Source organism: Mucilaginibacter sp. P2_A4, assembly GCF_056405015.1.
This window is the reverse complement of record NZ_JBFUCX010000010.1, coordinates 258,465-283,261: the sequence shown is the minus strand read 5'-3', so window position 1 is coordinate 283,261 and position 24,797 is coordinate 258,465. Positions and strand designations below refer to the sequence as shown.

Here is a 24,797-nt window from a genome sequence, read left to right as displayed (position 1 = left end):
CGGGCTATTCCTTATCTTCCAATTACGAGGATTCATAACGTAATTTCCGTAACTTGTACAATGCACAGCTGATGCACTAGCTGCTCGCAAGTGATCCGCTTCGTCTCTTCATGGCGCGTTTATTTTTTTTGCGTTTGCCTAAATAAATAATTAATCCGGAAATTGGTAGCGATGCGCTGATCAGGCTGGCCAGAAAAGCAATAATCTTTCCCGGTAGCCCGGCCACCTGCCCAACATGGATATCATAATTCATGTTGGAATATTTTAGCCCTGCGCTTTTTCGTTCATAAGGCAGGTACTTCAATAATTTACCGTTATGCTTATCGAAATTGTATCCATCATTAAAACCAAAATGTAAAGACTGTGGATAGGCTGTTATACTTAAAGGGCTGCTTGCCTTTGCACCTGGGATGATGATCATCATTTCAGCTTTTGGCGAACGCTGCCTTACGATCGTGTATGCGCTATCTAAAACGGTGGCTGCCTTTATAGATGAAACCATATGTAGGGTATCTGATTTAAACTTCTTCTCTTCTGCGGCATATTTTTTCCCACCGTTGAAAGCATTGGATATCCCATTACCCAGCCAGTGGTAGGACATGGCAAGACCGCTTAGTGCAAGCAGCAAACCCACAGAAAAGGCATAGAAACCCAGCACATTGTGCAGGTCATAATTAACTCTGCGCCATTTGCCTTTCCACTTGATCGTGAAACTGCGTTTGTGGTCGGCTTTTCGTTTTGGCCACCATAATATTATACCGGTAATCATCAGAAAAACAAAAATGCTTACCGAAATACTTACTACCCAATTGCCGATGGCGGGTGGAAAGAAACAATTCAAATGGACACTCTTAACCTGGTTAAAAAAGCTATTTTTAAAGTCCTGATCTTTCAGGAGCTCGCCGGAATAAGGGTTAAAAAAAAGTGAATGAACAACCTTTTTAGCTGTAACCCTTACCTGGACGGTCCTGTCAGCGCCAAAATAAAGTACAGAGGTAACTTTGCCCTGGGGGTATTTTTCTTTCGCCAGCTCCTGCAGCCGGGAGGGTTTAAGCATTGGCACAGTGCTTACAGTAACCTTACGATAGCTGTAAAGGACATCTTGTATCTCATCCTGAAAGGCATAAATCGCCCCGGTAATGCTCACAATAAAAACCACCAGCCCGGAGATAAAACCGAGCCAGCGGTGTATAAATAAAATGGCTTTCTTAATAGAAGTCATTAATAAAATTTAGTTAAAATTTAAAGCTGACGTTTGCAACCAGTTCGCGCAGCATCTGCGGGTTCATGGTGCCGCTGCCAACCCAGTAATGCCTATTGCCAATATTGTTCATTTTTAAACCGATGCGATAACGTGCCTGGTCATAAAATACCGCGGCATTGTAAACCGTGTAAGAGGGCAGCAGGAAAACACCTGCTGTTGCGCTATTTACAGCATATACATCACTGCCATAGTTACCGCCGACACCTGCACCAAGGCCTTTTATTACACCATCGCTGATGCGGTAGCTTGCCCATAAATTAGCAGAACGCCCCGGGCCCGATGACGTTGGCCTGCGGCCATTTAATGCTGCGCTTGTATTGATGTATTTACTATCATTATAACCGTAACCTGCAATAACGTTTAAACCGGAGAGTGGGTTAGCGATCACTTCTATCTCTACACCTTTGCTGCGCTGGGTTCCGTTCTGTATAGATAACGTTGGGTTAGGATCATATGCACGTACAATATCAACAACCTTGATGTTATAATAACTTACGTTACCGCTTAAACGGCCATCCAACAGGTCAAACTTTACACCACCCTCCGCTTGGTTGGCATGTTCAGGTTTAAATATTTTGCCTTCAAAATCAGTTCCTGTGCGGTTTGTAAAACCTGTTTGATAGTTACTGAATAAGGAAACCTTTTCCGGAAAGATTTGGTAAACTAAACCAAACTTTGGCGATAATGCTGTCTGCCCGTAGCCGGCCGAAGTTACGTTTGTCGAATTATTCAGAATGCCCTTGTTCTCAAAACGATCTATGCGCAAGCTTAGCATAGCAAGCAAATTGTCGGTAATGTTTAATACATCAGCGGCGTATGCGCTATAAGTATAAGTGTCTGCTTTTGAATTTAACACGGTGCCGGGCGGGCGGTTAGCATAGGCAGAATCCACCTTGTTTTGATTGAAATTATAATATGTATTACCCGGATTAGTAATGCTTACAAAATCAAACAAATCGTTAATTTTTGTTCCTTTTGCGGTTACATTAGAAAAGCGATTGAACCCGATATTGGTACGGGAGTGGAAATAATCCAATCCAAGAGTAAGGCGGTTCCTTAAACCCGCAATATTAAAATCGCCGGTAACGTTTTGCTGTAATTCAGCATTTAGGTCGGTGCCTTCAGGCTGCCAAACCATACGCTCAAGGTATAATGGATCGGTGTAACTGTTAACGCCTGTTAATGTACGTACGGTACTACCCGGTATAAGGTAAAAATATGGCGCCGAACCTTTAGACATACTGGTGGTAACACTAAAGTTTGTTTGTGATTTCCAGGCAGAGGAGAACTTGTAATCCATCTGGCCAAATACGTTTACATTCTGGCCGGTCTTCTGTACGTCGTTACCGGAGAACGAACTTTTGTAATTGATAGGCACCTGGTCAGCACGATTAACGCCTAAAGCAGATACCGGCGAAGTTGCGCTGGTGTAAATGTACAGATACTGGCTGCCGCCGCTTTGCAGCGTGCTGAACTCGGCATCCAGGTTAAATGATAATTTATCACTGGCTTTGTAAGACAAGGTAGGTGCTAATAAAAAGCTTTTGCGGAAACCATTGTCCTGGAAATTATTCTGATGGTTATAGGCCGTATTCACACGGAACAAAACGTTGCCGGCCGAGTCAAGCGGGGTGTTATAATCCGCGCTGATACGGTTCATGCCATAACTGCCGCCGTAATAGGAAACTTCGCCGGCCTTAGCCTTAAACGGCTTTTTAGTTACCCTGTTGATCATGCCACCGTATGATGTGAGTGAATTACCAAACAGTGTAGCAGAGGGGCCTTTTATCACTTCTATAGCTTCCACGTTAACGGCATCGGTTACAGTAGTGATATTACCGGCAAGACCATTCCTTAATTTGGCCTGTGTAGCGAAACCACGCATGACAAATTGCGTTCCACCTGAACCGGCGCGGCTGGTTGCCTCAAACAATTTGGTTACTCCCGGAGCATTTTTTAAAGCATCATCAATATTATTGATCTGTTGATCTTTTAATAACTCTTTGCTGATCACTGTATAAACCTGGGGATTTTCAAGATTATTCAACGGCATTTTGGAAACGTAGTCGCTGTTTTTACGAGTGAACTTGTTGATCCTGCCGGAGCTGATGGTTACCTGCTGTAGGTCATTATTAGTGATATTAAGATTAATGACGGGAACAATAGTTGTTTGTCCGGCTTTGATCTCCACAGAGATTTCTTGTTTTTTTGCACCGATTTGGGAAACGATAAGCCTATAGTCGCCGGAAGCGGCTCTTAATTGGAACTCGCCTTTATCATTCGTAGCAGTGCCAGCTTGAGTGCCTTCTAAAGAAACTGATACATTATCAGCTGGCTTGTTTTCAGATGTTAAAACTTTGCCTTTCAACAGGCCGTGGGTTGCCTGCGCAACTGCGGAATCGGAACAAAACAGGATTATCGAAGTAAGGAGGGCAAAAAGGATTTTAGTAAGATTGCGATTGCGTAAAGGTTGCTTCATTATATTTAGACTAATTATAAATAAAGCGCAAAAGTAAGGTTTTGAACTATTCGGAAAGCATTTTATCCAAGATAATTAATTTGGTAAGGATAAAAGATATTAAAAAGCCACCAACATAAATCGTGTTGGTGGCTAAACCTCATTAAACTAAACTCGGCAGCAGAACATTGCTAAGCAAAAGTGATATCATTGGTTTCGGTTTACATACTTTTACTGTAGGCTTTTCCCTGATCAAGTTCAAAACCGCTTCCTGCACTTCGTCAACGATTGACCAATCTTTAGCGATGTATATGTCTGTTGTTTTATGACCATTATCAACGTGATTTAACGCAAGCGCAATATCATCTTTAGATTTGCGACATGTGTTCCTTGCTAAAGTACCGAAAGAATGGCGAGCCCAGTAAAAAGTAATATCAGGAACGGCTGTTTGCGTTTGCAATTCCCGCATGCCGATACTAATCGCTTTATTCAAATTACCAATAGACGCATAGCGGCCGTTCAGGACGCCGTCATATTTGGCGAGCATCTTCTTTGCCTCTTTAGGTATCTTAATGCTTATAAACGCTCCGTCTTTACGCCTATCAGACGTTTTAGACCTTTTGTACTCGATGCGTCCGTTATTAATTGAATAATTTGCCTTGTACAAGTCTATAGCATTAATTCCGCACAGATAAAAGGACAGCATAAAAAGATCCCTTGCCATCTCACGGCGCGAACCAGGCTTGACGTTGGCCTGCTTAATAATAATAATTTTTCCGACCTCGACGTTTCTCTTTTTCGTTTCAGGAGCGTCGACTATAGCATAGTCACTAAATGGATTGAACTTAATTGGCACCACCCCGATTGATGGCTTGTTATAATTAGCCAATGCTGCTGAAAATAATCCGCTGAAATCCCTGAGGTAAATGTGTACTGAGGCATCCCCCAAAGGCTTTCCTTTTTGCACATATTCTCTACCCAGCCTGTCGATGCGATGCATCTCCCGCTCACTTCGTAGGAACACTTCAAATTTTTTTAGGAAATCTGGGGTAATTCGCTCAATGAGTAGACTCTTAGCCCGCCCTGTAAAATCAATGATCAAATTACGAACCGTATTGAAGTTTGCCGCGGTTTTATCTTTTGAGCAAGTTTTCAACTGATTAATGTGTGAATCACAAAATAGGAGGAAGTCGATCTTCTGTTCCTTCTTAAGCAGGAATTCCTTTATTTCTGCCGCTGTTATCCGTTCAACCATTTCCTCATGGTCGCAGATAATCCGCCGATAGCCGTCGAGAGTCTTATTGACACAGGTGAGGATGAACTGATCCTTGATCGTTCGATCTTTCTTTAAATGTTTGTCAGTTACGTAATGTTCCGTGTCGATGAAGACACGGTCACGTTTGTGGGTAATACAAATTTTTACATTGTAGGTTCCATCCGCTTTTTTGTGATGTTTTAGAATTTTTGCACTTACAGTGGCCATTTGAAAAAAATTGCCACAAATAGACTGTTACACAACTGTTACACCTATTTGTGAAGTTTGACAAAAATTTCTGCTTAATTGGAAATTCTTCGGATGATATAACCCACTGGAAAAAGTGGATCATTTGTGACTGCCAGACCGGCAAAAACTGCGTTTCTGCCAAATTTAAGCCATTTTCAGGTAAAAAAAAAGCCTCACGGACATGTGAGGCTTTTTGCTCCTGAGGCTGGGCTCGAACCAGCGACCCTCTGATTAACAGTCAGATGCTCTAACCAGCTGAGCTACTCAGGATTAGTTTGAAAAAAAAATCCCCGCTCGCCAGAGTGGGGATAAGCCATTGTTTTATTGCTCCTGAGCCTGGACTCGAACCAGGGACCCTCTGATTAACAGTCAGATGCTCTAACCAGCTGAGCTACTCAGGACTATTTTCCGTTTGGAGTGGTGCAAAAGTATAATTTCTCCGGATATTTCACAATATTTGCGCAAAAAAATTTTAAAATATTTTTACATGAGTTTGTTAGTTATTGGTACTGTGGCATTTGACGCTATTGAAACTCCCTTTGGGAAGACAGAAAAAATCGTGGGAGGGTCTGCAACCTTCGCAAGTTTGGGCGCATCTTACTTTTTTGATGATATAAATATCGTTGCTGTGGTGGGTGATGACTTTCCGCAAAGCGAGATTGAAGACCTGAATAATCACAATATTGATACAGAAGGACTGCAAATTAAAGAAGGAGAAAAGTCTTTTTTCTGGAGCGGCAAGTATCACAATGATATGAACACCAGGGATACCTTAGTTACCGAGCTTAATGTTTTGGCCGATTTTGACCCAATTATCCCCAATACATACCAAGATTGCGAGTTCCTGATGCTGGGCAATCTTTCTCCCCAGGTACAGCAAAGCGTTATCAACAGGCTAACCAAGCGCCCAAAACTTATTGTGATGGATACGATGAACTTTTGGATGGACATTGCACTTGATGAACTTTTAAAGACCATCAGCATGGTTGATGTTTTAACAATTAATGATGCCGAGGCCCGTCAGCTTTCTGGCGAGTACTCATTGGTTAAAGCTGCCCGCAAAATATTAACCATGGGCCCAAAATACCTGATCATCAAAAAAGGCGAACACGGAGCTCTGCTTTTTCATGAAGATAAAATATTCAGCGCACCAGCCTTACCACTGGCCGAAGTATTTGACCCTACAGGCGCTGGCGATACTTTTGCCGGAGGATTTATAGGCTATATGGCCAAAGTTGGCACAGTGAGCTTTAATAACATCAAAAACGGAATCATCTTTGGGTCTGCACTGGCTTCGTTTTGTGTTGAAAAGTTTGGATCTGAAAGATTGAGGAATTTAACACAGGAAGAAATAGTAGCCCGCATACAGGAATTTATAAGCCTGGCAAAATTTGAAATATAAGGAACTCAACTAAATCCTCTGGTAGAGGAGGTTGTTTACTTATTTTAAATTTAGCACGATTGAAACTTACGAAGTTTAAAAAACTTTGTAAGTTTTTCTTTTTAAAACACCTGCTTACTGAGCCGGAGAGCTTAGTCTGCCTACCTTCTCAAATTTTTCAAACACAGTTTCTGTATGCGGAGCATCCACAAGCTCGGGTGTCAGATCCTGGCCGGCCCAGTGTTCGTAATGTTTTCCGTTTCTCCAAAGGCGGCTTTCTGTAACATCGTATATAATGCCCTTATAAGCCACCCAGATCTGCGGCTTGTCCTGCCCGTTACGAAGGGCAAGCTGTGATTTTGTATATTCAGGCAGGTTTGCCATTTAATTCGCTTTTAGCTTTAAAATATTCAAAAAAACCAATATTCATCAGCAACAGGGCCATTAAATAAAAATGATCTTCTACGGGGATCGTCCCTACCCTTCTGCCCAAATTCTGGTTGTTATTATAAAGCACTATGGGTATTGCGGTTAATAAACCATTCACTATATAGAACGGAATAAGCGCAACCAAATAGGTTATATAAAATTGGCTAAGCCAGTTTACCTTCATGCCAAATTGCAGCACCACCATCAATACTGCTAAAAGGCCAAAAGTAATGGCAGAATAAATTCTGTTGTAATAAAACACCAGCGCCAATATGCTGATTAATACCATCAACCCGCTAATGATGGCGCTAAGCTGTACCCCCATCCTCCACTTCACATAATAGTTTAAGCAGGCATGTATGAACAGGCACGCAAAGGGCACGGTTAAAAAAAACAACATCTCCTCCAATGGTAAGCCCCAAAAAGCTATGCCAATAATATAATGCGGGTTGAAGGACCATACGCCTTTCATGGTGAACAATACATCCCAAAACAAAAAGAAAATGCCGGTTATCAACATTCCCGGCCACATGAACTTCCAGCTTTTATAAAAATGCACCTTTTTATCAAACGATAAAACAACTGGAAAAAACACCGTCAGGATATTTATAAGCAGGTAAGTGTATTTCACTTTAATTCAACTAAATGTTTATTCAGCTCATCATTTTGGGCGGGTGTGCAGCGTTTGGAATGGATCAAAAATTTAATAATGGCTACCGTAAGCTCCTTATCGGCAGTACCATAATTTTTTTTATCTAACTGAGCTATAATATCTTCTCTATCAGCAACCAAATCTTTATTAAAACCTAAAAAACCGGGCACATTGTGCTCAATAGAGAAACGCAAAAACCTGATTTCGATATTATGAGGATCGGCATTTACGGCTGTTTGAAAAACTTTTTCCGAATTATTTAAAAACTTAACCTTCATGTATGGATTCCAGGCGTGTTTAGCTTTACAGGATAGTAAAGCCCCCATATATCCACTGATTAACCCTGTCCGGTTTTTTACGGAGGCAAGGCTCTTGTATAAGGAATCGGTGGTTTTACTGTTATCAATAGCTAATACCAATTGCTTGCGTATACTTTTTAGGTTGATGTCATCGGCCTCTACATTCTGTACTATCAGCAATAAAAAAAACGAGGCCACTATAAATACGCGATGAATCATCAAATTACATTTAGTTTTTGTTGTAATACAGCTTTAACGTACAAACCTATTTTGCAGGTATCAGAAACACGGATTCTTTTTTGCATTATAACGTTTGCCGGTGTATTCTTTATTTTTTTAAACAGTTGCAGATAGTAAGTATAGGCAATATAAACCCCTAACCGTGTACCAACTGGCAGCCGTTTTATGCCTGCAAAAGCGGCATCAAAATCACTTTGAATATTGGCCTGTATATTCAATTTAACCTGCTCGGTAAAATTATTAAAATCAACACCAGGAAAATAAGTTCTGCCACGTTCTTCAAAATCCGACCTTATATCCCGCAAAAAATTCACTTTTTGAAAAGCTGCCCCAAGGCTGCGGGCCTGCGGCAAAAGTGCTTGGTAAAGGTCATCATCATTATTTGCAAAAACACGCAGGCACATCAACCCTATTGCTTCTGCCGATCCATAAATGTAGGCATTATATTCGTCCCCATCATACACTTTTTGATCAAGGTCCATTTCCATTGACCGTAAAAAGGCGTCAATGAGCCGATGATCTATACCATACCTGTTAACCACCTGATGAAAAGAATGAATAACCGGGTTAAGACTTATACCCTCTTCAATAGCCTTAAAGGTTTCTCTTCTGAAATTACAAATCAGCCTTACTTTATCATATTCATGAAAAGTATCCACAATTTCATCGGCAAACCTTACAAAGCCATAAATAGCATAAATAGGATACCTGTAATCCGCATCAAATGCCTTTATCCCCAAACTAAAGGAGGTACTATATTTTTGAGTGATCAGCTTACTGCACTCAAAACAGGTTTCATCATACAGATTCATCTACTTTAATTCAATATTGTTCCAAAAATACATTTTTATAACCATATTGTTTTTTATTTCACCCATAAAACAATTTGCATAACTTGGGCCTAATATAAATATATGGTCAGCAACAAACATATTATTGTTATAGGAACCGGTTTTGCAGGTTTATCAGCCGCTTGTGTTTTAGCCAAAGAGGGGGTTAAAGTAACTGTACTTGAAAAGAACGATCAAGCGGGTGGCAGGGCCAGAGTTTGGGAACAGGATGGTTTTAAGTTTGATATGGGCCCAAGCTGGTATTGGATGCCGGATGTGTTTGAAAATTTTTTCGCCCTGTTTGGTAAAAAAACTGCTGATTATTATAAACTGGAACGACTGGATCCCGGTTATCGTGTTTATTTTGGAAAGGCCGATACGATGGATGTGCCGGCAGGAATGCCAGAGTTGGAGGCCCTTTTTGAGGAAACAGAACCGGGCAGCAGCTTAAAATTAAGGGAGTTTTTAAAACAGGCCGAATACAAATACAAAGTTGGCATGGGCGAATACGTATTTCGTCCGTCGCATTCCATAACAGAGTTTATCGATCTCAACCTTATCAAAAAAAGTTTCAGTCTGCAATTATTGGGCAGCATGAGTAAGCATGTGCGCAAGTATTTCAAAAATCCCAAACTGATAAAACTACTGGAATTCCCCGTGTTATTTCTTGGCGCTACGCCTCAAAAAACACCTGCCATGTACAGCATGATGAACTATGCCGATCTTACCCTCGGAACCTGGTACCCACATGGAGGCATGAACCAGATTGTGAAAGCCATGGTAAGCCTGGCCGAAGAACTTGGCGTGGAGATAAAACTAAATACGGAAGTTACCAGGATCAATATAGAAAACAAAACAGTAAGCAGCATCGATACAAACCAGGGAGTTTACCATGCTGATTTTGTGATTGCCGGTGCCGATTATGAGCATATTGATCAGCACCTATTGGATAAGCAACATCAAAATTATACAGCCAGGTACTGGGACAGCCGTAGTATGTCGCCATCGAGCCTGTTGTTTTATATAGGCACCAACAAAAAGATAGCGGGAATAAAGCACCATAATTTATTTTTTGATGAGGACTTTGAGCTTCATGCCAAAGAAATTTATACTACGCCCACCTGGCCAACAAACCCTTTATTTTATGTTTGCTGCACCTCAAAAACAGATAGCACTGTAGCGCCGCCGGGCGGCGAAAACCTTTTCTTCCTGATGCCTGTTGCACCGGGTTTGCATGATGATGAAAGCATTCGTGAAAAATACTTCGACTTAATGCTTGATCGCTTTAAACAGATCACAGGCCAGGATATCCGCGATTCGATAGTTGTTAAGCGGAGTTATGCCCTAAACGATTTTAAAGCCGATTACCACTCATTTAAAGGCAATGCCTACGGACTTGCCAACACCTTATCGCAAACAGCATTCTTTAAACCCGCCATGCGGGCAAAGCATATCAAAAACATGCTGTATACCGGGCAATTAACCGTACCGGGGCCCGGTGTTCCGCCGGCTATTATTTCAGGGCAGGTGGTGGCTATGGAGGCGATAAAGAGCCTTACCTAAATAGCCGGACTTTCACAAAACGAGAAAACCCGCCTGATCAGCGGGTTTTCCTATATATATAAATATTATATTGAGTTTATGATATTAGTTCTCTGCGTAAACAGGTTTGGCAATACCGTTATCATAAGCTTTTAAGTTTTTCTTTAATAGCTTACGTGCCACGTGTATCCGGGTTTTTACCGTGCCGATAGGAATCTCTAAATGATCGGCTATCTCATGGTATTTATGACCTTCAAAATACATGGTAAATGGTATATAATAATCTCCAGGCAGTCTGTCTAAAGCTCTTTTGATATCATCCATCACAAATTTGGCTTCCCCCTGGTTTTTTGTTGAACTGAATACCAGGTTTGGCGATGAAATCTCGTCACTCTTGGTAACAAATGTGCTCATTTTAACAAAACGGCGGTAGTTATTAATAAATGTATTTTTCATGATGGTGTATAACCATCCTTTTAAATTTGTTCCTTCTTTAAACTTATTATAATAAGTTATGGCCTTCAACATTGTATCCTGAACAAGGTCGTTAGCATCGTCTGCATCATGCGTGAAATGTAAGGCGTATGACCTTAATGATGTTGCCTGACGTAGTACTAGGGTGTTAAACTCAATCTTTGTCATTTTGTTAAAGTTTTGTGTTAACAGTTAGGCAAGCATGATGCCATTTACCAACCCATTAAGAACAAATTCTTTCAATAAATATAAAAACAGAGCATTTACCGAAGCGTGTACACGTTACACTTTAATGACAATTAAAATACTAATATACAGCTAATTAAAGCCACAAAAAAGCAAATAAAAACAGCATACAAAGGCTACAATTGTAACGTAAATATTATTTACAATTGATGAAAACAAAATGAAAAATTTAGTTGAAATTTAATTTTTTAACTAATAATATTAACCTCGCGTTGTAGCATAACGCCAAATTTAGTGTACACACTGTCTATGATTTGCGACGAAAAGCTGTACACTTCCTGTCCTGTGGCCCCCCCGTGGTTCACTAATACCAGGGCCTGATTTTTCCAGGTTCCTGTGTGGCCAACTGTTTTTCCCTTCCATCCGCACTGCTCAATAAGCCATCCGGCAGCTAATTTTACCTGCTCATCGGCGGCTGGATAATTTACTACATCGGGGTACTTAGTGTGTACTGCTTCAAATTCCTGCTTACTTATCACCGGGTTTTTAAAGAAACTACCGGCATTGCCTATGGTTGAAGGATCGGGCAGTTTGGATACCCTGATATGTGATACTACCTGCGAAATATCTCTTATTGTAGGCGATGTAATGCCCCGGTTTGCCAGCTCCTGCCCTATTGCGCCATATTGCGTGTTGATATTAGGAATAAGCGACAAATGAAACTTTACTGATACAATAATGTACTGGCCCTTTAGCTCGCTTTTAAATACACTTTCCCGGTAACCAAATTTACAATCGACCTTGCTAAACGTTTTAAAAGTACTAGTGGCAATTTCAAAAGCTTTGCAGCTCACAAAAGCATCTTTAAGCTCAACCCCATAAGCGCCGATATTTTGAATGGGAGATGCCCCCACCGAGCCTGGGATGAGGCTCAGGTTTTCGATCCCGGCATATTCACGGGCTACGCAAAAGTTTACCAGGTCATTCCATACCTCGCCGCCGCCAACTTCAACAAATACATCGTTATGGCTTATGCGATGCTCAATACCGCGGATATTCATACGGATAACCAGGCCATCAAAATTGGTAACCAATAGCAAATTGCTGCCTCCACCTATTACTAACCTTTCAGTTTGTAGCCATAACGGATCAGCAAACAATTCAACAAGGTCATCTTCATGGGCTATCTCTACAAAATACCGGGCATGGGCATCAATACCAAAAGTGTTAAAGTTTTTAAGTGATACGTTTTCCTGTATTTGCAGCATAGTATTTTGATTTCGGAATTTGGGTGTTCGATTTCGGAATTACGGCGAATTTCGGAATTTTTATTTTGCGATGCCGCCTATCCTTACCAAAAAGAAATGATTAAGTGCAGTTAACCTCTTTGATTCGATGATGAACGGTAAGGTTATATTTTCATTGGGATAATTATCAAATGATTGAACCAATTGAAATGGCGTGTTATTTTTTTGCAGCTCGGCCTTTTGCCCCTCATTAATTAATATCAGCGCGTTGCTATGCTTAAGGGCATCAGCCATATCCATAAAAACGACAGGCTGATGGGTATAAAACTCAAAAGCATTTGGCACATTGAACGCTGATATGATTTCTTCTTTTGGATGATATTGATTTATAAACGCTGCCGCCTGTATATCCCCTTTAAAATCAACGAGTGTTGGGTACACTAAAGTTACCAGGTAACTGTTAACAAAAAGGCTAACGCAGCAAGTAAATAAAAACAAAGCCCTCATCTTTGTTTCGCTGTAATTATAGATATACCAGATAATTAATGCCAAAGCAATGCTCAGCATTAAAAATACCGGCCAGCGCCCGGGTGCAAAAATGAAGTTCAACACCACAACGACCATAATCAACAGCACACTTATGGTATACTGCGAGATACTAAAAAAAAGATTTTTATTACTGCAGATAATCTCCTTTATAAATACCGCCGTTATAATAGCAAAGAAGGGAAACAGGATATTGGTATAAAAAGGAAGCTGAAATTTGGAGATTGAAAAAACCAGTAACATGATCAGCGCGCCGCTAATGGTAATATACTCCGGCAGTACTATCTTTTTAATTATTTTATAGATAACGCGAAACAGGGCAAAATAAAACAACAATGCCCAGGGAGCAAAAGCCCAAAGCAGGGTATGCACAAAAAAGAAGACGTTACCATGCGTGTTCCTGATAAAGCTGTTATTATTGAAGCGCCCAAACTGGCTATCCCACAAAAACCAATGAATACCCGATATACCCGACTTGCCAAAAACTATCTTTTCGGGATGCGTATCGAATTGAATATATAGGGTATAAATTTCCGGAAGTACAAAAACCGCTACCAAAACAAAGGATAGTAGCCATTTCCATTGAAAAAGCCCCTTAATATCTTTCCGGAACAGATAGTCGCAGATAATTCCACTCCCGATAGGGATTAGCAGGTAGATCCCTTTCGTCATTACCGCGCAGGCTGTAAACAGAGTGGCCAGCAAGATATCTGCCCAAGTAAACCGATCTTTTACTTTACAAAAATGATAAACGGCGCCCATTAACAAACCCATAATATAAGGTTCGGCGCGTACATCCGTATTTGACATTACCACGTGCTGAGCGGTAAGTAATACCAGTACAGCAATCAGCGCCGTTTCAACATCATAAAATTTTTTGGCGAGCTTGTAAGTATAGATAGCCGACAGGAAGAAAAACAGCAAAGCAGGCAATTTATAGGCTATGGTATTGATGCCCAAAATTTTGAAACTAATGGCTGTCATCCAAAACGGAAAATGGGGTTTATCCAGCCAATCCTTACCATGATACATCAGATCGGTAAAGTTGAAGCTTTGAGCCATGTTACGTGCCAGTACACTGTACAAAGCAGGATCGTCTGTAAAATATTTTACACCAATGCCAGCCAGGTTTACCAACATGGCTATAAAGAGTACTAATAAATATGGCTTTTTTTGCGCGTAAAGTATGGAGGAGGCAAATCTATTCACAAGAATATTTAGGGTTATGTAGCAGATTTCATCAAAAGCGTGGCAGATGTAAAGTGTCTGATTATTTCAAATGGCGCATTCCTTGCGTTTTGCAAAAATAAGCTACAGATGTTTCCTTAACTTAACGGTATTGATATATAATGGTGAAATAGTACAGCCGTTATCTATTCCAGGGCAGGTATTTTACTGTATTAGCTACCTGTAAAGTTGGCGCTCCTGCATTCAGTTTTTCGCCATTCATAACCCGTTCGTAAAGCTGCAGGTATTTTTGCGCCATTTTTTGCACCGTAAAATTGTCCATAGCATACTCATGACATAGCTGGTTGTTAAAATCCGCCACTGATTTAAGGCCTTCTGCAAGTACCGAACTGCTATTACTGAGCATACCAACTTCGGGTGCAACCAACTCGGGCAACGACCCATAAGGCGTACCAAACACCGGGCATCCATAATACAAGCTTTCAATAATAGCTAAGCCAAATGGCTCGTGCCAAAGCACCGGGAACAGCAGCGCCTTTGAACTGTTGAGCACTACTGCTTTTTTATCATTATCAACCATCCCTTTAAACCTCACATTTAAGTTTGGTGTAAACCGAAGGCCCATTTTTAAATTTAAACGGGTACCACCCAACACAATCAGCTTATTACCGCTTTGGGTAGCTACATCAATTGCACCTTTAACGTTTTTAACCTTCCAGGCCGCCTTTGCCAAAAAGTGGGTATGAATGCGCTTCTTTAACAGATCGGGTTTAGGGTAATCATCAGGATCAAGGCCGTGATGCACAAAGGCTGTGCCCCCATACCGGGCCGCATGATTGGCCGAAACAAATACCGAATTTTGATCTAACAAATCTCCGTATGCGGGATTGTTATGCACATTAACCAGGTAAGGTTTTTTAGTAAAGCTATTTACCTGGAAATGAAAATGTACCACGTCAATATCATCAGGCACCTGCTTACTAATATCAACGGTGGGATTATAAACCAAGATTTCAGCAAAAGGACAGGAAGAACCAGCGGCTACGAGGTAAGTAATTTGATGCCCTAAACGCTGAAGCGCTACACCCAGCCACCAGATCATTCTTTCAGTTCCGCCGTATTTTGCTGCGGGTATTTGGGTATTGTTTACTATTAAAATCTTCATTCAAAAATGTAATCGCCCGAATTTCGCAATTTAAATTGGATTGCGATAAAGGAATCCCCGTGTGGCCCCGCAATCATTCCTCTAAATTGCCTATTTTAGAATTTTCATGTCAACAATATAATTTATCAACTTTTTTAATTATTTTAGGAACTTGATTAACTTATTAACGATTTAACTAAAAGAAATGACATCAATTAGCAATCCTGTAATATCTGTACAAAAAAAATCAGCGATAAACCCTATAATTATCATAGGCGCCTTATTTTTCATCTTCGGCTTTGTAACCTGGTTAAATTCGGTATTGATACCTTATTTAAAAATTGCATGTCAGTTAAATAACTTTGAATCGTACCTGGTAACCAGCGCGTTTTATATAGCTTACCTATTAATGGCCAAACCATCCGCCTGGGTGCTTAAACTATTCGGCTTTAAAAATGGAATGGCAGTTGGGCTAATAGTTATTGCACTTGGCGCTCTTATATTTATTCCCGCAGCGCTCACCAGGGTTTATTCTGTTTTCTTAATCGGTTTATTTGTACAGGGCACAGGGTTGGCTATTTTACAGTCGGCATCAAATCCTTATATCACCATTATTGGGCCACCAGAAGGCGCCGCCAAACGCATGAGTATCATGGGTATCTTTAATAAATGCGCAGGCGTGCTGGCTCCTATAGCCCTGGGAGCATTGGTATTAAACAATATAGATGGCTTTAGCGCCAACCTGGTAAAGCTTACCCCCGCAGAAAAAATAATACAGCTTAACGAGTTAGCAGCAAGGGTAATTCTTCCCTATATCATTATAGTTGTTGTCCTTTCGGTTTTAGCGGTGCTGATCTATTTTTCAGGCTTACCCGAAATTGATACCGAACATGAGGACGAAGCTGTTGCAGCAGCCAACTCTGGCAAAAGCAGCATTTTCCAGTTCCCGCATTTAATATTAGGTGTAATCGCCTTGTTTTTTTATGTAGGTGCCGAAGTAATTGCCGGCGATTCAATCATCGGCTATGGTACGGCAAATCATATCCCGTTATCAGTGGCTAAGTATTTTGCTTCGGGTACGCTGATATGCATGGTTATTGGTTATTGTGCGGGCATCCTGTTTATTCCCCGCTACATCAGCCAGCAAAAAGCATTAGTTTATTCGGCTGTATTAGGTGCTGTGTTAACCATTTTAGCATTAGTTACTCCTAAATATATCTCGATAGGATGTATAGCGCTCTTAGGCTTAGCAAACGCCCTAATGTGGCCTGCCATATGGCCGTTAGCATTATCAGGGCTAGGCAGATTCACCAAAATTGGTTCATCGCTTTTGGTAATGGGTATTGCCGGCGCCGCCGTTTTCCCGCCTTTGTATGGCTTATTGGTGGATAAGCTATCAGCGCAGGAAGCTTATATGATACTGATCCCTATTTACTTGTTCATTTTCTATTTCGCAACCATTGGTTATAAAAAGGGAAAACATGTGATAGCAGTGTAAAGTGGACACGCGGTGTTTAAATTCTCACAGGCAGCAAGATTCTAAGAAAATCAACCAAATATTCTGACGCTTTTGTGTACTTAATAAATACAGCATCCTTTTAGTGCCCATATTAAGGCGAAAAATATCCGCAACAGCATCAGATTATTATTTATATTTCGGGTATAAATTCACGTGAGTTAATGCCCGAAAATAAATTACATCCTAAAAGTAAATGGGATTCAAATTATATATTTCTAATTGTAGCTACTTGTGCGTCATTCCCTGTATTCACTTACCTTATCTATAAAAACTATGCATCGGGAAAGACACTAATACATGCAAGTTACTTTATAACGTTAGCAGGTGCCTTGTCTGAATATAAACGCGTTGTAACCTGGTCAACATTATTATTTACAGTTTTAGGATCATTCGCAATAAGTTTAATTGTATTTATACCCGCTTTTGCCGAACATTCCCGTCCCGAACAATTGGCAAATGGGTTTACAATTCTTTTCTATTGCCTTTTTATAATGATAGTAGTTTGTACAAAACTAAAAGAGCTTTCTCCTAAAATAAATGAGACTATAATTTTACTGCAAACCATAGCTATAATTTACTGGACTATGAATACTGATACATTGGATTTTAGTAGTTGGGTAGTAGATTTGATTATTCTTATAGGCTTCTTTTTGGGCCTATTTGCTTTATTCCAGGCATTCAGTTACAAGCCATATACAAAAACCGACAAACTATTATTGAGTATTTGGAGTAGCATGGTGATTTTTTTAATTGGATTTGACAATGCCAATAAAGTACTTGGAATTGGACAAATTGAGAATGCTAAAAACACCCTTCATATTACTATCCTTACGGCGCAATATTTTGTGCTTGGCATATCAAGCATATACATATGTAGTAATTTAGTGATGGTATTTTCTCTCTTTGCAGGTAGGGGCAAAATGACAACAAAAGAATATCGTAAAGGGATCAATGAATTAAAAGAGATGCACGCCTCAAGAGTTGAAACCCGCCAGCTAAAAAGAATAAACGCCTTCACTGTACTGCTATTTACAACAGCTATTTTTACAATCAATTATTACTTTAAATTACTGCCTGTCAACTTTTTAATATGGTTAGTCTTCATCCTGTTTTCTGTTATTGTTTTTTTTTACGACAAGAAGCTATATAAAGAAAATGAAGATGAAGGCCGCTCTGGTTATTACAGGAATTATAAACGATTTAGGTAATTTAGTTTGATATGACTACACTTTAAAGTCAATATTTCAAATCTCTATCGTGAATAACTCTAAAAATGCATTCGAGCATTTATTTGAACGCCTACGTTGTTGTCAGACAACTTTACCGCCTAAACCACTTCTTCCCAACCACCAGCAAGCCAAACTCTTCAGCCGGATTCTTTTCCATTGATTTGTGGTGAATTTTATGCGCGCGGCGGATAGCCTTCAGATAATGATTATTACTTTTAAAAGCCTTGAACCGGTTATGGATAAACCAATCGTGAAATATGAAATAGATGGTGCCGTAAATGCTGATCCCGGTACCTATCCAAAAAAGGTAATCTAAACTGAGGTGTCCTATCCACATCAGCCATAAAGCCAATGCAGCAAAGCCGATACTGAATATGTCATTCAACTCCAAAAAGCTGTGCCTTTCCTGGTGATGGGTTTTATGAATAAACCACAGCGGCCCATGGAACAAATATTTGTGCATCGCCCATGAGATGAGTTCCATGCACATCACAGTCGCCACTATTAAAGCTATATTTATGAAGAAATGCATTGTTTAGTTGGCAGTTTTCTGTTCGCAGTCAGCATTATTTAACTAAACGGATGGCTTTAAAATAAGTTTGCAGTTTTAAGGCGTGATATTTCCGCTTAAAACTGCAAACTTAAAACTGCTTACTGAGAACTAAATATGTATCGCTCTATTCTCCGTAGCTGCTAAGCATGCTTCGCGCATAGCTTCAGTATAGGTTGGGTGAGCATGGCTGATACGTGCAATATCTTCTGCACTTGCACGGAACTCCATTGCTACAACCGCCTCAGCAATCATATCCGCAGCACGCGGACCAATCATGTGTACCCCTAAAATTTCGTCGGTAGCGGCATCAGCCAATACTTTCACAAAACCATCTAAATCACCACTTGCACGGGCACGGCCGCTGGCTTTGAATGGGAACGAACCTGTTTTATATTTTACTCCGGCGGCTTTCAATTGCTCTTCGGTTTGGCCAACAGCAGCAACCTCAGGCCAGGTATATACTACACCGGGGATTAGGTTATAATCAATGTGCGGTTTCTGGCCGGCAATGATCTCGGCAACCAATGTACCTTCATCTTCGGCTTTGTGGGCAAGCATAGCGCCTTTTATCACGTCGCCAATAGCGTAAACGCCTTTAACGCTGGTTTCCAGGTGATCATTGACGGTAATTTTGCGGCCACGTTCTTCAACAGTGATACCTATTTTATCCAGACCTAAACCATCGGTATAGGCTATCCTGCCAACAGCTACCAGGCAATAATCGCCTTTTAGTTCTTTCTTTTCGCCTTTGGGAGTATCAAAATTCACGGTCACTTCGTCACCTTTTACAGTAGCGCCGGTAACTTTATGGCCCAGGTAAAACTCCATACCCAGTTTGGTTAATACTTTTTGCAACTCGCGGCCCAAACCCTTATCCATAGTTGGGATAATACCATCCATAAATTCAATTACAGAAACCTTGGAACCTAAACGTGCATAAACAGAACCCAACTCCAAACCTATAACACCACCGCCAATCAATACCAGGTGTTTAGGTATTTCGGTAAGTGATAAAGCTTCCGTTGATGTGATGACGCGTTTTTTATCAATCGGCAAAAATGGCAATGCCGATGGTTTTGAACCTGTAGCAATGATCACATTTTTACCGGTGATCTCGGTTTCGGTGCCATCGGCCTTTTTAACGGTGATGGTATTTTTATCTTTAAAAGATCCTGTACCAAAATGGGTATCGATCTTATTTTTCTTCATCAGGTAGCTAATACCGCTGGTATTGGCATCCACCACTTCCTGTTTGCGTTTTACCATCTGGCCAAAATCAATACCCAGATTATCCAGCTTAATACCATGTGTGGTAAAAGCGTGGGCAGCGTTATGGTAATGTTCAGATGAATCCAACAACGCCTTTGAAGGGATACAGCCAACATTAAGGCAGGTACCGCCAAGGGTGTTATATTTTTCGACGATAGCGGTTTTTAAACCCAGCTGGGCACAACGTATAGCGGCAACATAGCCACCTGGGCCCGAACCGATAACGATAACATCATATTGCATAGTAGTGTTTTTTTGTGGATGGCAAAGTTAAGTAATATCAAAAGCAATAAAGATATATTTTATAGGCACAAGGTCAAAATTCGCAATACTTGTTTACCCAGGCACGGATAAGGGCCACGCGATCCTTAATAAACCTTGTACCAAAAAACAAATTCGACCAGTCATCAAAGTGTTCATGCTGAAATCCTAAATAAAAAATCCAGAACCCTACCCCAAGGTAAGGGATTGCTTTTAGCTCATCTTCGGTAACAGATCGGTTTTCACGATAACTTTTAACAAAAACAGCAAACATCCGCTCAGCTTCCGCGTCGGTAAGTTTGCCGGTATACACATGTACAAAAAAATGCACGAAAAATGACATCAGATCATTGGCAAGGTAACCCTTACCGGCAAAATCGAAATCGAAAAAGGTTAAATTCCCAGTTTCGTCAAAGTGAAAATTCTTAGGCAAAAAATCATACTGACAATAACCGTAGCTAAATTTTGTGGCATCAAATGATGCTATCTTTTGCGCTACCTTAGCGGCAGTTTCAGTTAGGTAAGCGTACTCCTCCGGCAGCTCTTTAAAAGCAGGCTCGAAACTTTTTAGAGGCTGGTTAAGTGTTGTTTCAATGGTATATTCCCTGCGGGGATGCTGGAGTTGGATATCCGATGTTAAATTATGTACTATAGCCATCTCCCGGCCAACCGTTTTAAGTTGCTCATCATTCAAATCAAGAACCGGGGTCCCCTCGGCAAATGAAAACAAGATCCCATACCGCGTGCCTTCGGCGGCATTAAATTGCTGTAACTGTTTACCATGTATATCTTTAATAGGGTACGCTACTCTTGCGCCGCCATCTTTAAGCTGGTTTAACAACTCAATTTCTCCGTTTATCTCCTCAACCGACCGATGTTGTTCACGGTAGATCTTTAAAACATACTTGGCATCGGTAGCCTCTATAATATAAGTATCACTTACTCCGCGTAATAAAAACTTGCAGGTTATCAGCCTTAAATTATAAGCATCTTCAATATACTTTTTTAAAGCAATGGCCGATAAGGTGGAATATTGTGCCGGGAAGTGCGTCATAGGTTTTAAAAATTAAAATGGGGCTGCAATGATACAAAATTGAATAAACTTAACACTGGGCTTATCCTTATTTTAGCCAATATTAGCCACTTATTAACACGTTAATGTAACAGTGTTGTATTAAATTATTTGTTAGCGATTATGTTGCTAATTTAGGCAGTTGATTTAAGCAAGCTTTTGAAGAAAACAGGACTCAATAAGGCAAATAGACGCAAACTAAGATTGGGAATAAAAAATGACTCCATTCAATTTTCTTAAAAAGGACAAGGCTAAGATGGTGGACCTACCGTTACCGGACGACAGCCTATCTTTTTTTGAAAAAATAAAACTCTTGAGTGAAAGATATTGGAAAGGAACAACTCCAAATAAAAATCTGTATGGCTTTCAAATACAGCAAAACTCAAAGTGGAAGAATGGCTTAAGCGAACATGAGCTTGCTGAGTTTGAAAAAACCATGTCCTTTAATTTTCCCTTGCCGCTGAGAAATTTCTATAAAACGATGAATGGCCTAACAAAACCCGGAATAAATATTTTGGGGAACGACGGCTCCATACCTGTTTTTAGTCCTGTATTCTATTCGTTCCCTGACGATTTAGCAGTGATTAAAGAATCGATAGAACTGGTTTGTGAAGAGAACTCTATTAGAATAACCGACTTGGGTATGTTAACCCAATCAAGAATATTTCCTATTTTTTTGCACAGATTTATGTTGGTGGATGAACCTGGAAATCCAATTTTATCTATGTATGGAACAGATAAAATTTATTGGGCAGAAAATATAAGTAAGCTTTTAGCGAATGAAATATTCGATGGTATTTCAAATGTATCCGAGTTTGAAACCAATCAACAGACAACATTGAATATTAAATTTTGGTTAGACTAACAGCCTGCTACCAGGCAAAATTTAGTTTAAATTTGAAGTACCAAACCAGCGCAAAATGACACACCAGGAAATACTAAAAAAAGTTGATTGGCGGGACCTGAAGAACCTGACCGTAAGGGAAATGCTAATTGAAAACAACTTAACTATTCCCTGGGCCATAGCTTCCTGGGCTTTGGCTTACTATGGATATTATGTACTGGCACTTCCCTTTTCGGCGTTTTTCTTTTTAACCGGTTTAAGGCAGGTACATAATGGGTTCCATAACTCGCTTGGCACAAATAAGTTTTTAACTTGGTTTTCGTTGTACAGTAACAGCATCCTGATGATGGTATCTATCCATGCGGTAAAGTTCAACCACATCAGGCATCATAAGTATTGCCTTACCGAAGAAGATTATGAGGGAAAATCGGCGAATATGAGTTGGTACGGAGCTATCTTTTATGGGCCTATCCATATCTTTCTCATTCATAAAGTAACGCTTGAACTGGGCAATAAAAACTATAAACGCAACGTGCTTTTTGAACTGGCATCCATAGCGGCCTTTACATTCATCGTATTTTATTTCCACATTTACTTTTTGATCTATCACATCATCATTATGGTTATCGGCGAGTTTTTGATGGCGTTTTTTGCTGTATGGACAGTTCATCACGATACACATGACAGCCCCGAATTTGCACGTACCCAAAGAAGCGACTGGAAAAATAAAATCACCTTTAGTATGTTTTATCACCTGGAACACCACTTGTTCCCAGCTGTACCAACTATAAAACTTCCTGAATTGGCTAAGCGAATAGATGAGGCCCTCCCCGAGATTGAAAAAAAACAAACCTTTTAACCCGCGTCCTCCATCATTTAATGTAGGTTTTGCAATAGCCCTTGGATGAATCAATATAATGACAAAAAATTCATGAACATAAAACAATTATACTACACCGGACTGCTTTTCTTAAGTGCAGGATTATTTTCACAACCTGCCCACGCTCAACTCCTGCAAGAAAAGGAAACCTTTACTCATGCCGATAGCTTGCGCGGTAACTTAACGCCATTACGCGCGTGTTACGATATCAACTATTACCATCTTGATGTTAAATTTGATATCGCCCAAAAATCCATCAGCGGCAGTAACCTCTTTAAGTTTACCGCCACGCAGGATTTTACCCAACTACAATTTGATCTGTTTGCTAACCTTAAGGTAGATAAGATAGTTTACAAAGGCAAAATACTACCATTTAAACGCGATGCCAACGCCGTGTTTGTTACCTTCCCTAAAGCGATTGCCAAAGGCAGTAAGGACCAGTTTACGGTATATTATTCTGGCAAACCAACCGTTGCCTTAAATGCACCCTGGGACGGCGGACTGGTATTTAAAAAAGACTCGTTAGGTAAACCATGGGTAGCTACTGCTTGCGAGGGCGTAGGCGCCAGTATCTGGTGGCCCAATAAAGACCACCTGAGCGACGAGGTTGATAGCATGCTGATCAGCATCAGTGTACCTAAGGGGCTCAAAGATGTATCCAACGGTCGCCTGCGTAAGGTAACCACATTAAAAGATGGTTATACCCGGTTCGATTGGTTTGTGGCAAACCCTATTAACAATTATGATGTAGTCGCCAATATTGGCGATTATGTTCATTTCAGTGATAGCTATATGGGCGAAAAAGGCAAGCTTGCCATGGATTATTGGGTGTTGCCTGCAAGCCTTGAAAAAGCAAAAAAACATTTCAGTGCCAATGCAAAACCTATGCTTAAGGCTTTTGAACACTGGTTTGGCCCCTACCCTTTTTATGAGGATGGTTACAAACTGGTAGAAACCCCGCATTTAGGTATGGAGCACCAGAGCGCAACCGCTTATGGTAACCACTTTTTAAATGGTTATATGGGCTACGACATGTCGGGCACGGGCTGGGGACTAAAATGGGATTACATCATCATTCACGAAAGCGGGCACGAATGGTTCGGCAACAACATCACCGGGAAAGATTTAGGCGATATGTGGGTCCACGAAAGCTTTACCTGCTATTCCGAATCACTGTTCATTGAAGATAACTGGGGCAAAAAAGCCGGGCAGGAGTATAACTTTGGTTTAAGGGATGGTATTAACAATGATAGTCCGTTGGTTGGCCCCTACAACGTGAACAAAGAAGGTTCGGGCGATATGTACCCTAAAGGCGCGGTTGTGCTTAACATGGCACGTACGATCATTAATGACGACGAAAAATGGCGGGATATTCTGCGAGGCCTAAACAAAACATTCTATCATCAAACGGTAACTTACGCGCAGGTTGTTGATTATATTAACGGGCAGTCGGGCAAAAACCTGTTAGCGGTATTTGATCAATACATGCATTACAAAAACCTGCCAACGCTGGAGTTTGCTACAAAAGGCGGTAAATTTTGCAGCAGGTGGATAGCAGATGTAAAAGATTTTACCATGCCGGTTTTGGTACGGGTAAAAGGCGGCGAATATAAATTCATCACACCAACAACTCGTTTTACCCCCGTTGATTTGGAGGGCGCAGCCAAAGATAATATTGAGGTAGATACCTTTAACTTTTATATTGGGGTATTGGTTGATTAAATTGAGTGAGTGGTTGATTAAGTGAGTGGTTGACTGGAGCAAAAAAAATTAGAAACGATTTACA

21 protein-coding genes and 2 tRNA genes are annotated in these 24,797 nt (G+C 40.5%); 7 read left to right on the top strand and 16 right to left on the bottom strand.

The window, feature by feature from the left end:
* Window positions 1-76: 76 nt before the first annotated feature.
* The 5 genes from AC1DYB_RS19385 to AC1DYB_RS19365 all read right to left on the bottom strand — a co-directional run bounded on the left by AC1DYB_RS19385 (window position 77) and on the right by AC1DYB_RS19365 (window position 5,627).
* Window positions 77-1,222 carry a PepSY-associated TM helix domain-containing protein gene (locus AC1DYB_RS19385; protein ID WP_477437187.1) on the bottom strand — a complete coding sequence of 382 codons (1,146 nt, stop codon included), beginning with the start codon at window positions 1,220-1,222 and terminating at the stop codon, window positions 77-79.
* A 13-nt stretch (window positions 1,223-1,235) separates the two neighbouring features.
* Window positions 1,236-3,743, bottom strand: a complete 2,508-nt coding sequence (locus AC1DYB_RS19380; protein WP_477437185.1) for a TonB-dependent receptor domain-containing protein — start codon at window positions 3,741-3,743, stop codon at window positions 1,236-1,238.
* Window positions 3,744-3,885: 142 nt separating this feature from the next.
* Window positions 3,886-5,205 carry a phage integrase SAM-like domain-containing protein gene (locus AC1DYB_RS19375; protein WP_477437183.1) on the bottom strand — a complete coding sequence of 440 codons (1,320 nt, stop codon included), beginning with the start codon at window positions 5,203-5,205 and terminating at the stop codon, window positions 3,886-3,888.
* A gap of 217 nt (window positions 5,206-5,422) precedes the next feature.
* Window positions 5,423-5,496, bottom strand: a tRNA-Asn gene (locus AC1DYB_RS19370).
* A 57-nt stretch (window positions 5,497-5,553) separates the two neighbouring features.
* Window positions 5,554-5,627: transfer RNA gene (locus tag AC1DYB_RS19365), tRNA-Asn, on the bottom strand.
* 86 nt (window positions 5,628-5,713) lie between these two features.
* Between AC1DYB_RS19365 and AC1DYB_RS19360 the strand changes: the two genes are divergently transcribed.
* Window positions 5,714-6,628 (top strand): PfkB family carbohydrate kinase, encoded by a 915-nt coding sequence (locus AC1DYB_RS19360; protein WP_295712472.1) that lies wholly within the window; start codon window positions 5,714-5,716, stop codon window positions 6,626-6,628.
* A 114-nt stretch (window positions 6,629-6,742) separates the two neighbouring features.
* Here the strand turns inward: AC1DYB_RS19360 and AC1DYB_RS19355 are convergent, their stop codons facing one another.
* Genes AC1DYB_RS19355 through AC1DYB_RS19340 form a run of 4 tightly spaced genes read right to left on the bottom strand, consistent with a single transcriptional unit; the run spans window position 6,743 to window position 9,039 of the window.
* Window positions 6,743-6,991, bottom strand: coding sequence for a cytochrome b5 domain-containing protein (locus tag AC1DYB_RS19355; RefSeq protein ID WP_477437181.1), 249 nt, complete (start codon window positions 6,989-6,991; stop codon window positions 6,743-6,745).
* Window positions 6,975-7,667 carry a lycopene cyclase domain-containing protein gene (locus AC1DYB_RS19350; protein WP_477437179.1) on the bottom strand — a complete coding sequence of 231 codons (693 nt, stop codon included), beginning with the start codon at window positions 7,665-7,667 and terminating at the stop codon, window positions 6,975-6,977. The genes AC1DYB_RS19355 and AC1DYB_RS19350 overlap by 17 nt, the downstream gene beginning before the upstream one ends.
* Window positions 7,664-8,206: a hypothetical protein gene (locus tag AC1DYB_RS19345; RefSeq protein ID WP_477396971.1), complete on the bottom strand. Its 543-nt coding sequence runs from the start codon at window positions 8,204-8,206 to the stop codon at window positions 7,664-7,666. The genes AC1DYB_RS19350 and AC1DYB_RS19345 overlap by 4 nt, the downstream gene beginning before the upstream one ends.
* A complete protein-coding gene (locus AC1DYB_RS19340) occupies window positions 8,206-9,039 on the bottom strand; it encodes a phytoene/squalene synthase family protein (RefSeq protein ID WP_477437177.1) in 834 nt (277 codons plus the stop codon). Before AC1DYB_RS19340 ends, AC1DYB_RS19345 begins: the two co-directional genes overlap by 1 nt.
* Before the next feature lie 102 nt (window positions 9,040-9,141).
* Here AC1DYB_RS19340 and AC1DYB_RS19335 point away from each other — a divergent pair, with 102 nt between their 5' ends.
* Window positions 9,142-10,620 (top strand): phytoene desaturase family protein, encoded by a 1,479-nt coding sequence (locus AC1DYB_RS19335; protein WP_477437175.1) that lies wholly within the window; start codon window positions 9,142-9,144, stop codon window positions 10,618-10,620.
* Window positions 10,621-10,704: 84 nt separating this feature from the next.
* Here AC1DYB_RS19335 and AC1DYB_RS19330 read toward each other — a convergent pair whose 3' ends face one another.
* The 4 genes from AC1DYB_RS19330 to AC1DYB_RS19315 all read right to left on the bottom strand — a co-directional run bounded on the left by AC1DYB_RS19330 (window position 10,705) and on the right by AC1DYB_RS19315 (window position 15,405).
* On the bottom strand, window positions 10,705-11,241 hold the full coding sequence (locus AC1DYB_RS19330; RefSeq protein WP_295712489.1) for an RNA polymerase sigma factor: 537 nt from the start codon (window positions 11,239-11,241) through the stop codon (window positions 10,705-10,707).
* A gap of 266 nt (window positions 11,242-11,507) precedes the next feature.
* The gene (gene murB, locus AC1DYB_RS19325; protein WP_477437173.1) at window positions 11,508-12,527 is read right to left on the bottom strand and encodes a UDP-N-acetylmuramate dehydrogenase; all 1,020 of its coding nucleotides are present in this window, start codon (window positions 12,525-12,527) and stop codon (window positions 11,508-11,510) included.
* A 60-nt stretch (window positions 12,528-12,587) separates the two neighbouring features.
* Window positions 12,588-14,261: an ArnT family glycosyltransferase gene (locus AC1DYB_RS19320; protein WP_477437171.1), complete on the bottom strand. Its 1,674-nt coding sequence runs from the start codon at window positions 14,259-14,261 to the stop codon at window positions 12,588-12,590.
* A gap of 160 nt (window positions 14,262-14,421) precedes the next feature.
* Window positions 14,422-15,405, bottom strand: coding sequence for a glycosyltransferase (locus AC1DYB_RS19315; protein WP_477437169.1), 984 nt, complete (start codon window positions 15,403-15,405; stop codon window positions 14,422-14,424).
* A gap of 184 nt (window positions 15,406-15,589) precedes the next feature.
* Here AC1DYB_RS19315 and AC1DYB_RS19310 point away from each other — a divergent pair, with 184 nt between their 5' ends.
* Together AC1DYB_RS19310 and AC1DYB_RS19305 are read left to right on the top strand one after the other, a co-directional pair.
* Window positions 15,590-16,882 carry a sugar MFS transporter gene (locus tag AC1DYB_RS19310; RefSeq protein WP_477437167.1) on the top strand — a complete coding sequence of 431 codons (1,293 nt, stop codon included), beginning with the start codon at window positions 15,590-15,592 and terminating at the stop codon, window positions 16,880-16,882.
* Window positions 16,883-17,064: 182 nt separating this feature from the next.
* Complete coding sequence (locus tag AC1DYB_RS19305) at window positions 17,065-18,111, top strand: hypothetical protein (protein WP_295712503.1); 1,047 nt, start codon at window positions 17,065-17,067, stop codon at window positions 18,109-18,111.
* 112 nt (window positions 18,112-18,223) lie between these two features.
* On the opposite strand, the gene AC1DYB_RS19300 is transcribed toward AC1DYB_RS19305, so the two are convergent.
* From AC1DYB_RS19300 to AC1DYB_RS19290, 3 genes are all read right to left on the bottom strand, one after another.
* Entirely contained in the window at window positions 18,224-18,664 is a 441-nt protein-coding gene (locus tag AC1DYB_RS19300; protein WP_477437165.1) for a sterol desaturase family protein, read from the bottom strand.
* 129 nt (window positions 18,665-18,793) lie between these two features.
* Window positions 18,794-20,197: a dihydrolipoyl dehydrogenase gene (gene lpdA / locus AC1DYB_RS19295; protein ID WP_477437163.1), complete on the bottom strand. Its 1,404-nt coding sequence runs from the start codon at window positions 20,195-20,197 to the stop codon at window positions 18,794-18,796.
* 73 nt (window positions 20,198-20,270) lie between these two features.
* Window positions 20,271-21,269 carry a phosphotransferase enzyme family protein gene (locus tag AC1DYB_RS19290; protein ID WP_477437161.1) on the bottom strand — a complete coding sequence of 333 codons (999 nt, stop codon included), beginning with the start codon at window positions 21,267-21,269 and terminating at the stop codon, window positions 20,271-20,273.
* Window positions 21,270-21,504: 235 nt separating this feature from the next.
* Between AC1DYB_RS19290 and AC1DYB_RS19285 the strand changes: the two genes are divergently transcribed.
* The 3 genes from AC1DYB_RS19285 to AC1DYB_RS19275 all read left to right on the top strand — a co-directional run bounded on the left by AC1DYB_RS19285 (window position 21,505) and on the right by AC1DYB_RS19275 (window position 24,733).
* Window positions 21,505-22,152 carry an SMI1/KNR4 family protein gene (locus AC1DYB_RS19285; protein WP_477437159.1) on the top strand — a complete coding sequence of 216 codons (648 nt, stop codon included), beginning with the start codon at window positions 21,505-21,507 and terminating at the stop codon, window positions 22,150-22,152.
* 55 nt (window positions 22,153-22,207) lie between these two features.
* A complete protein-coding gene (locus AC1DYB_RS19280; protein ID WP_477437157.1) occupies window positions 22,208-22,990 on the top strand; it encodes a fatty acid desaturase family protein in 783 nt (260 codons plus the stop codon).
* A 72-nt stretch (window positions 22,991-23,062) separates the two neighbouring features.
* On the top strand, window positions 23,063-24,733 hold the full coding sequence (locus AC1DYB_RS19275) for a M1 family metallopeptidase (RefSeq protein WP_477437155.1): 1,671 nt from the start codon (window positions 23,063-23,065) through the stop codon (window positions 24,731-24,733).
* Window positions 24,734-24,797: the final 64 nt, after the last annotated feature.

Bases quoted from the DNA above. Each gene is read 5' to 3' on its own strand.
- lpdA (WP_477437163.1), bottom strand. From the start codon at position 20,197: ATGCAATATGATGTTATCGTTATCGGTTCGGGCCCAGGTGGCTATGTT.
- AC1DYB_RS19310 (WP_477437167.1), top strand. From the start codon at position 15,590: ATGACATCAATTAGCAATCCTGTAATATCTGTACAAAAAAAATCAGCG.
- AC1DYB_RS19280 (WP_477437157.1), top strand. From the start codon at position 22,208: ATGACACACCAGGAAATACTAAAAAAAGTTGATTGGCGGGACCTGAAG.
- AC1DYB_RS19300 (WP_477437165.1), bottom strand. From the start codon at position 18,664: ATGCATTTCTTCATAAATATAGCTTTAATAGTGGCGACTGTGATGTGC.
- AC1DYB_RS19290 (WP_477437161.1), bottom strand. From the start codon at position 21,269: ATGACGCACTTCCCGGCACAATATTCCACCTTATCGGCCATTGCTTTA.
- AC1DYB_RS19360 (WP_295712472.1), top strand. From the start codon at position 5,714: ATGAGTTTGTTAGTTATTGGTACTGTGGCATTTGACGCTATTGAAACT.
- AC1DYB_RS19340 (WP_477437177.1), bottom strand. From the start codon at position 9,039: ATGAATCTGTATGATGAAACCTGTTTTGAGTGCAGTAAGCTGATCACT.
- AC1DYB_RS19375 (WP_477437183.1), bottom strand. From the start codon at position 5,205: ATGGCCACTGTAAGTGCAAAAATTCTAAAACATCACAAAAAAGCGGAT.
- AC1DYB_RS19315 (WP_477437169.1), bottom strand. From the start codon at position 15,405: ATGAAGATTTTAATAGTAAACAATACCCAAATACCCGCAGCAAAATAC.
- AC1DYB_RS19330 (WP_295712489.1), bottom strand. From the start codon at position 11,241: ATGACAAAGATTGAGTTTAACACCCTAGTACTACGTCAGGCAACATCA.
- murB (WP_477437173.1), bottom strand. From the start codon at position 12,527: ATGCTGCAAATACAGGAAAACGTATCACTTAAAAACTTTAACACTTTT.
- AC1DYB_RS19355 (WP_477437181.1), bottom strand. From the start codon at position 6,991: ATGGCAAACCTGCCTGAATATACAAAATCACAGCTTGCCCTTCGTAAC.
- AC1DYB_RS19275 (WP_477437155.1), top strand. From the start codon at position 23,063: ATGAACATAAAACAATTATACTACACCGGACTGCTTTTCTTAAGTGCA.
- AC1DYB_RS19385 (WP_477437187.1), bottom strand. From the start codon at position 1,222: ATGACTTCTATTAAGAAAGCCATTTTATTTATACACCGCTGGCTCGGT.
- AC1DYB_RS19285 (WP_477437159.1), top strand. From the start codon at position 21,505: ATGACTCCATTCAATTTTCTTAAAAAGGACAAGGCTAAGATGGTGGAC.
- AC1DYB_RS19335 (WP_477437175.1), top strand. From the start codon at position 9,142: ATGGTCAGCAACAAACATATTATTGTTATAGGAACCGGTTTTGCAGGT.
- AC1DYB_RS19380 (WP_477437185.1), bottom strand. From the start codon at position 3,743: ATGAAGCAACCTTTACGCAATCGCAATCTTACTAAAATCCTTTTTGCC.
- AC1DYB_RS19305 (WP_295712503.1), top strand. From the start codon at position 17,065: ATGCCCGAAAATAAATTACATCCTAAAAGTAAATGGGATTCAAATTAT.
- AC1DYB_RS19345 (WP_477396971.1), bottom strand. From the start codon at position 8,206: ATGATTCATCGCGTATTTATAGTGGCCTCGTTTTTTTTATTGCTGATA.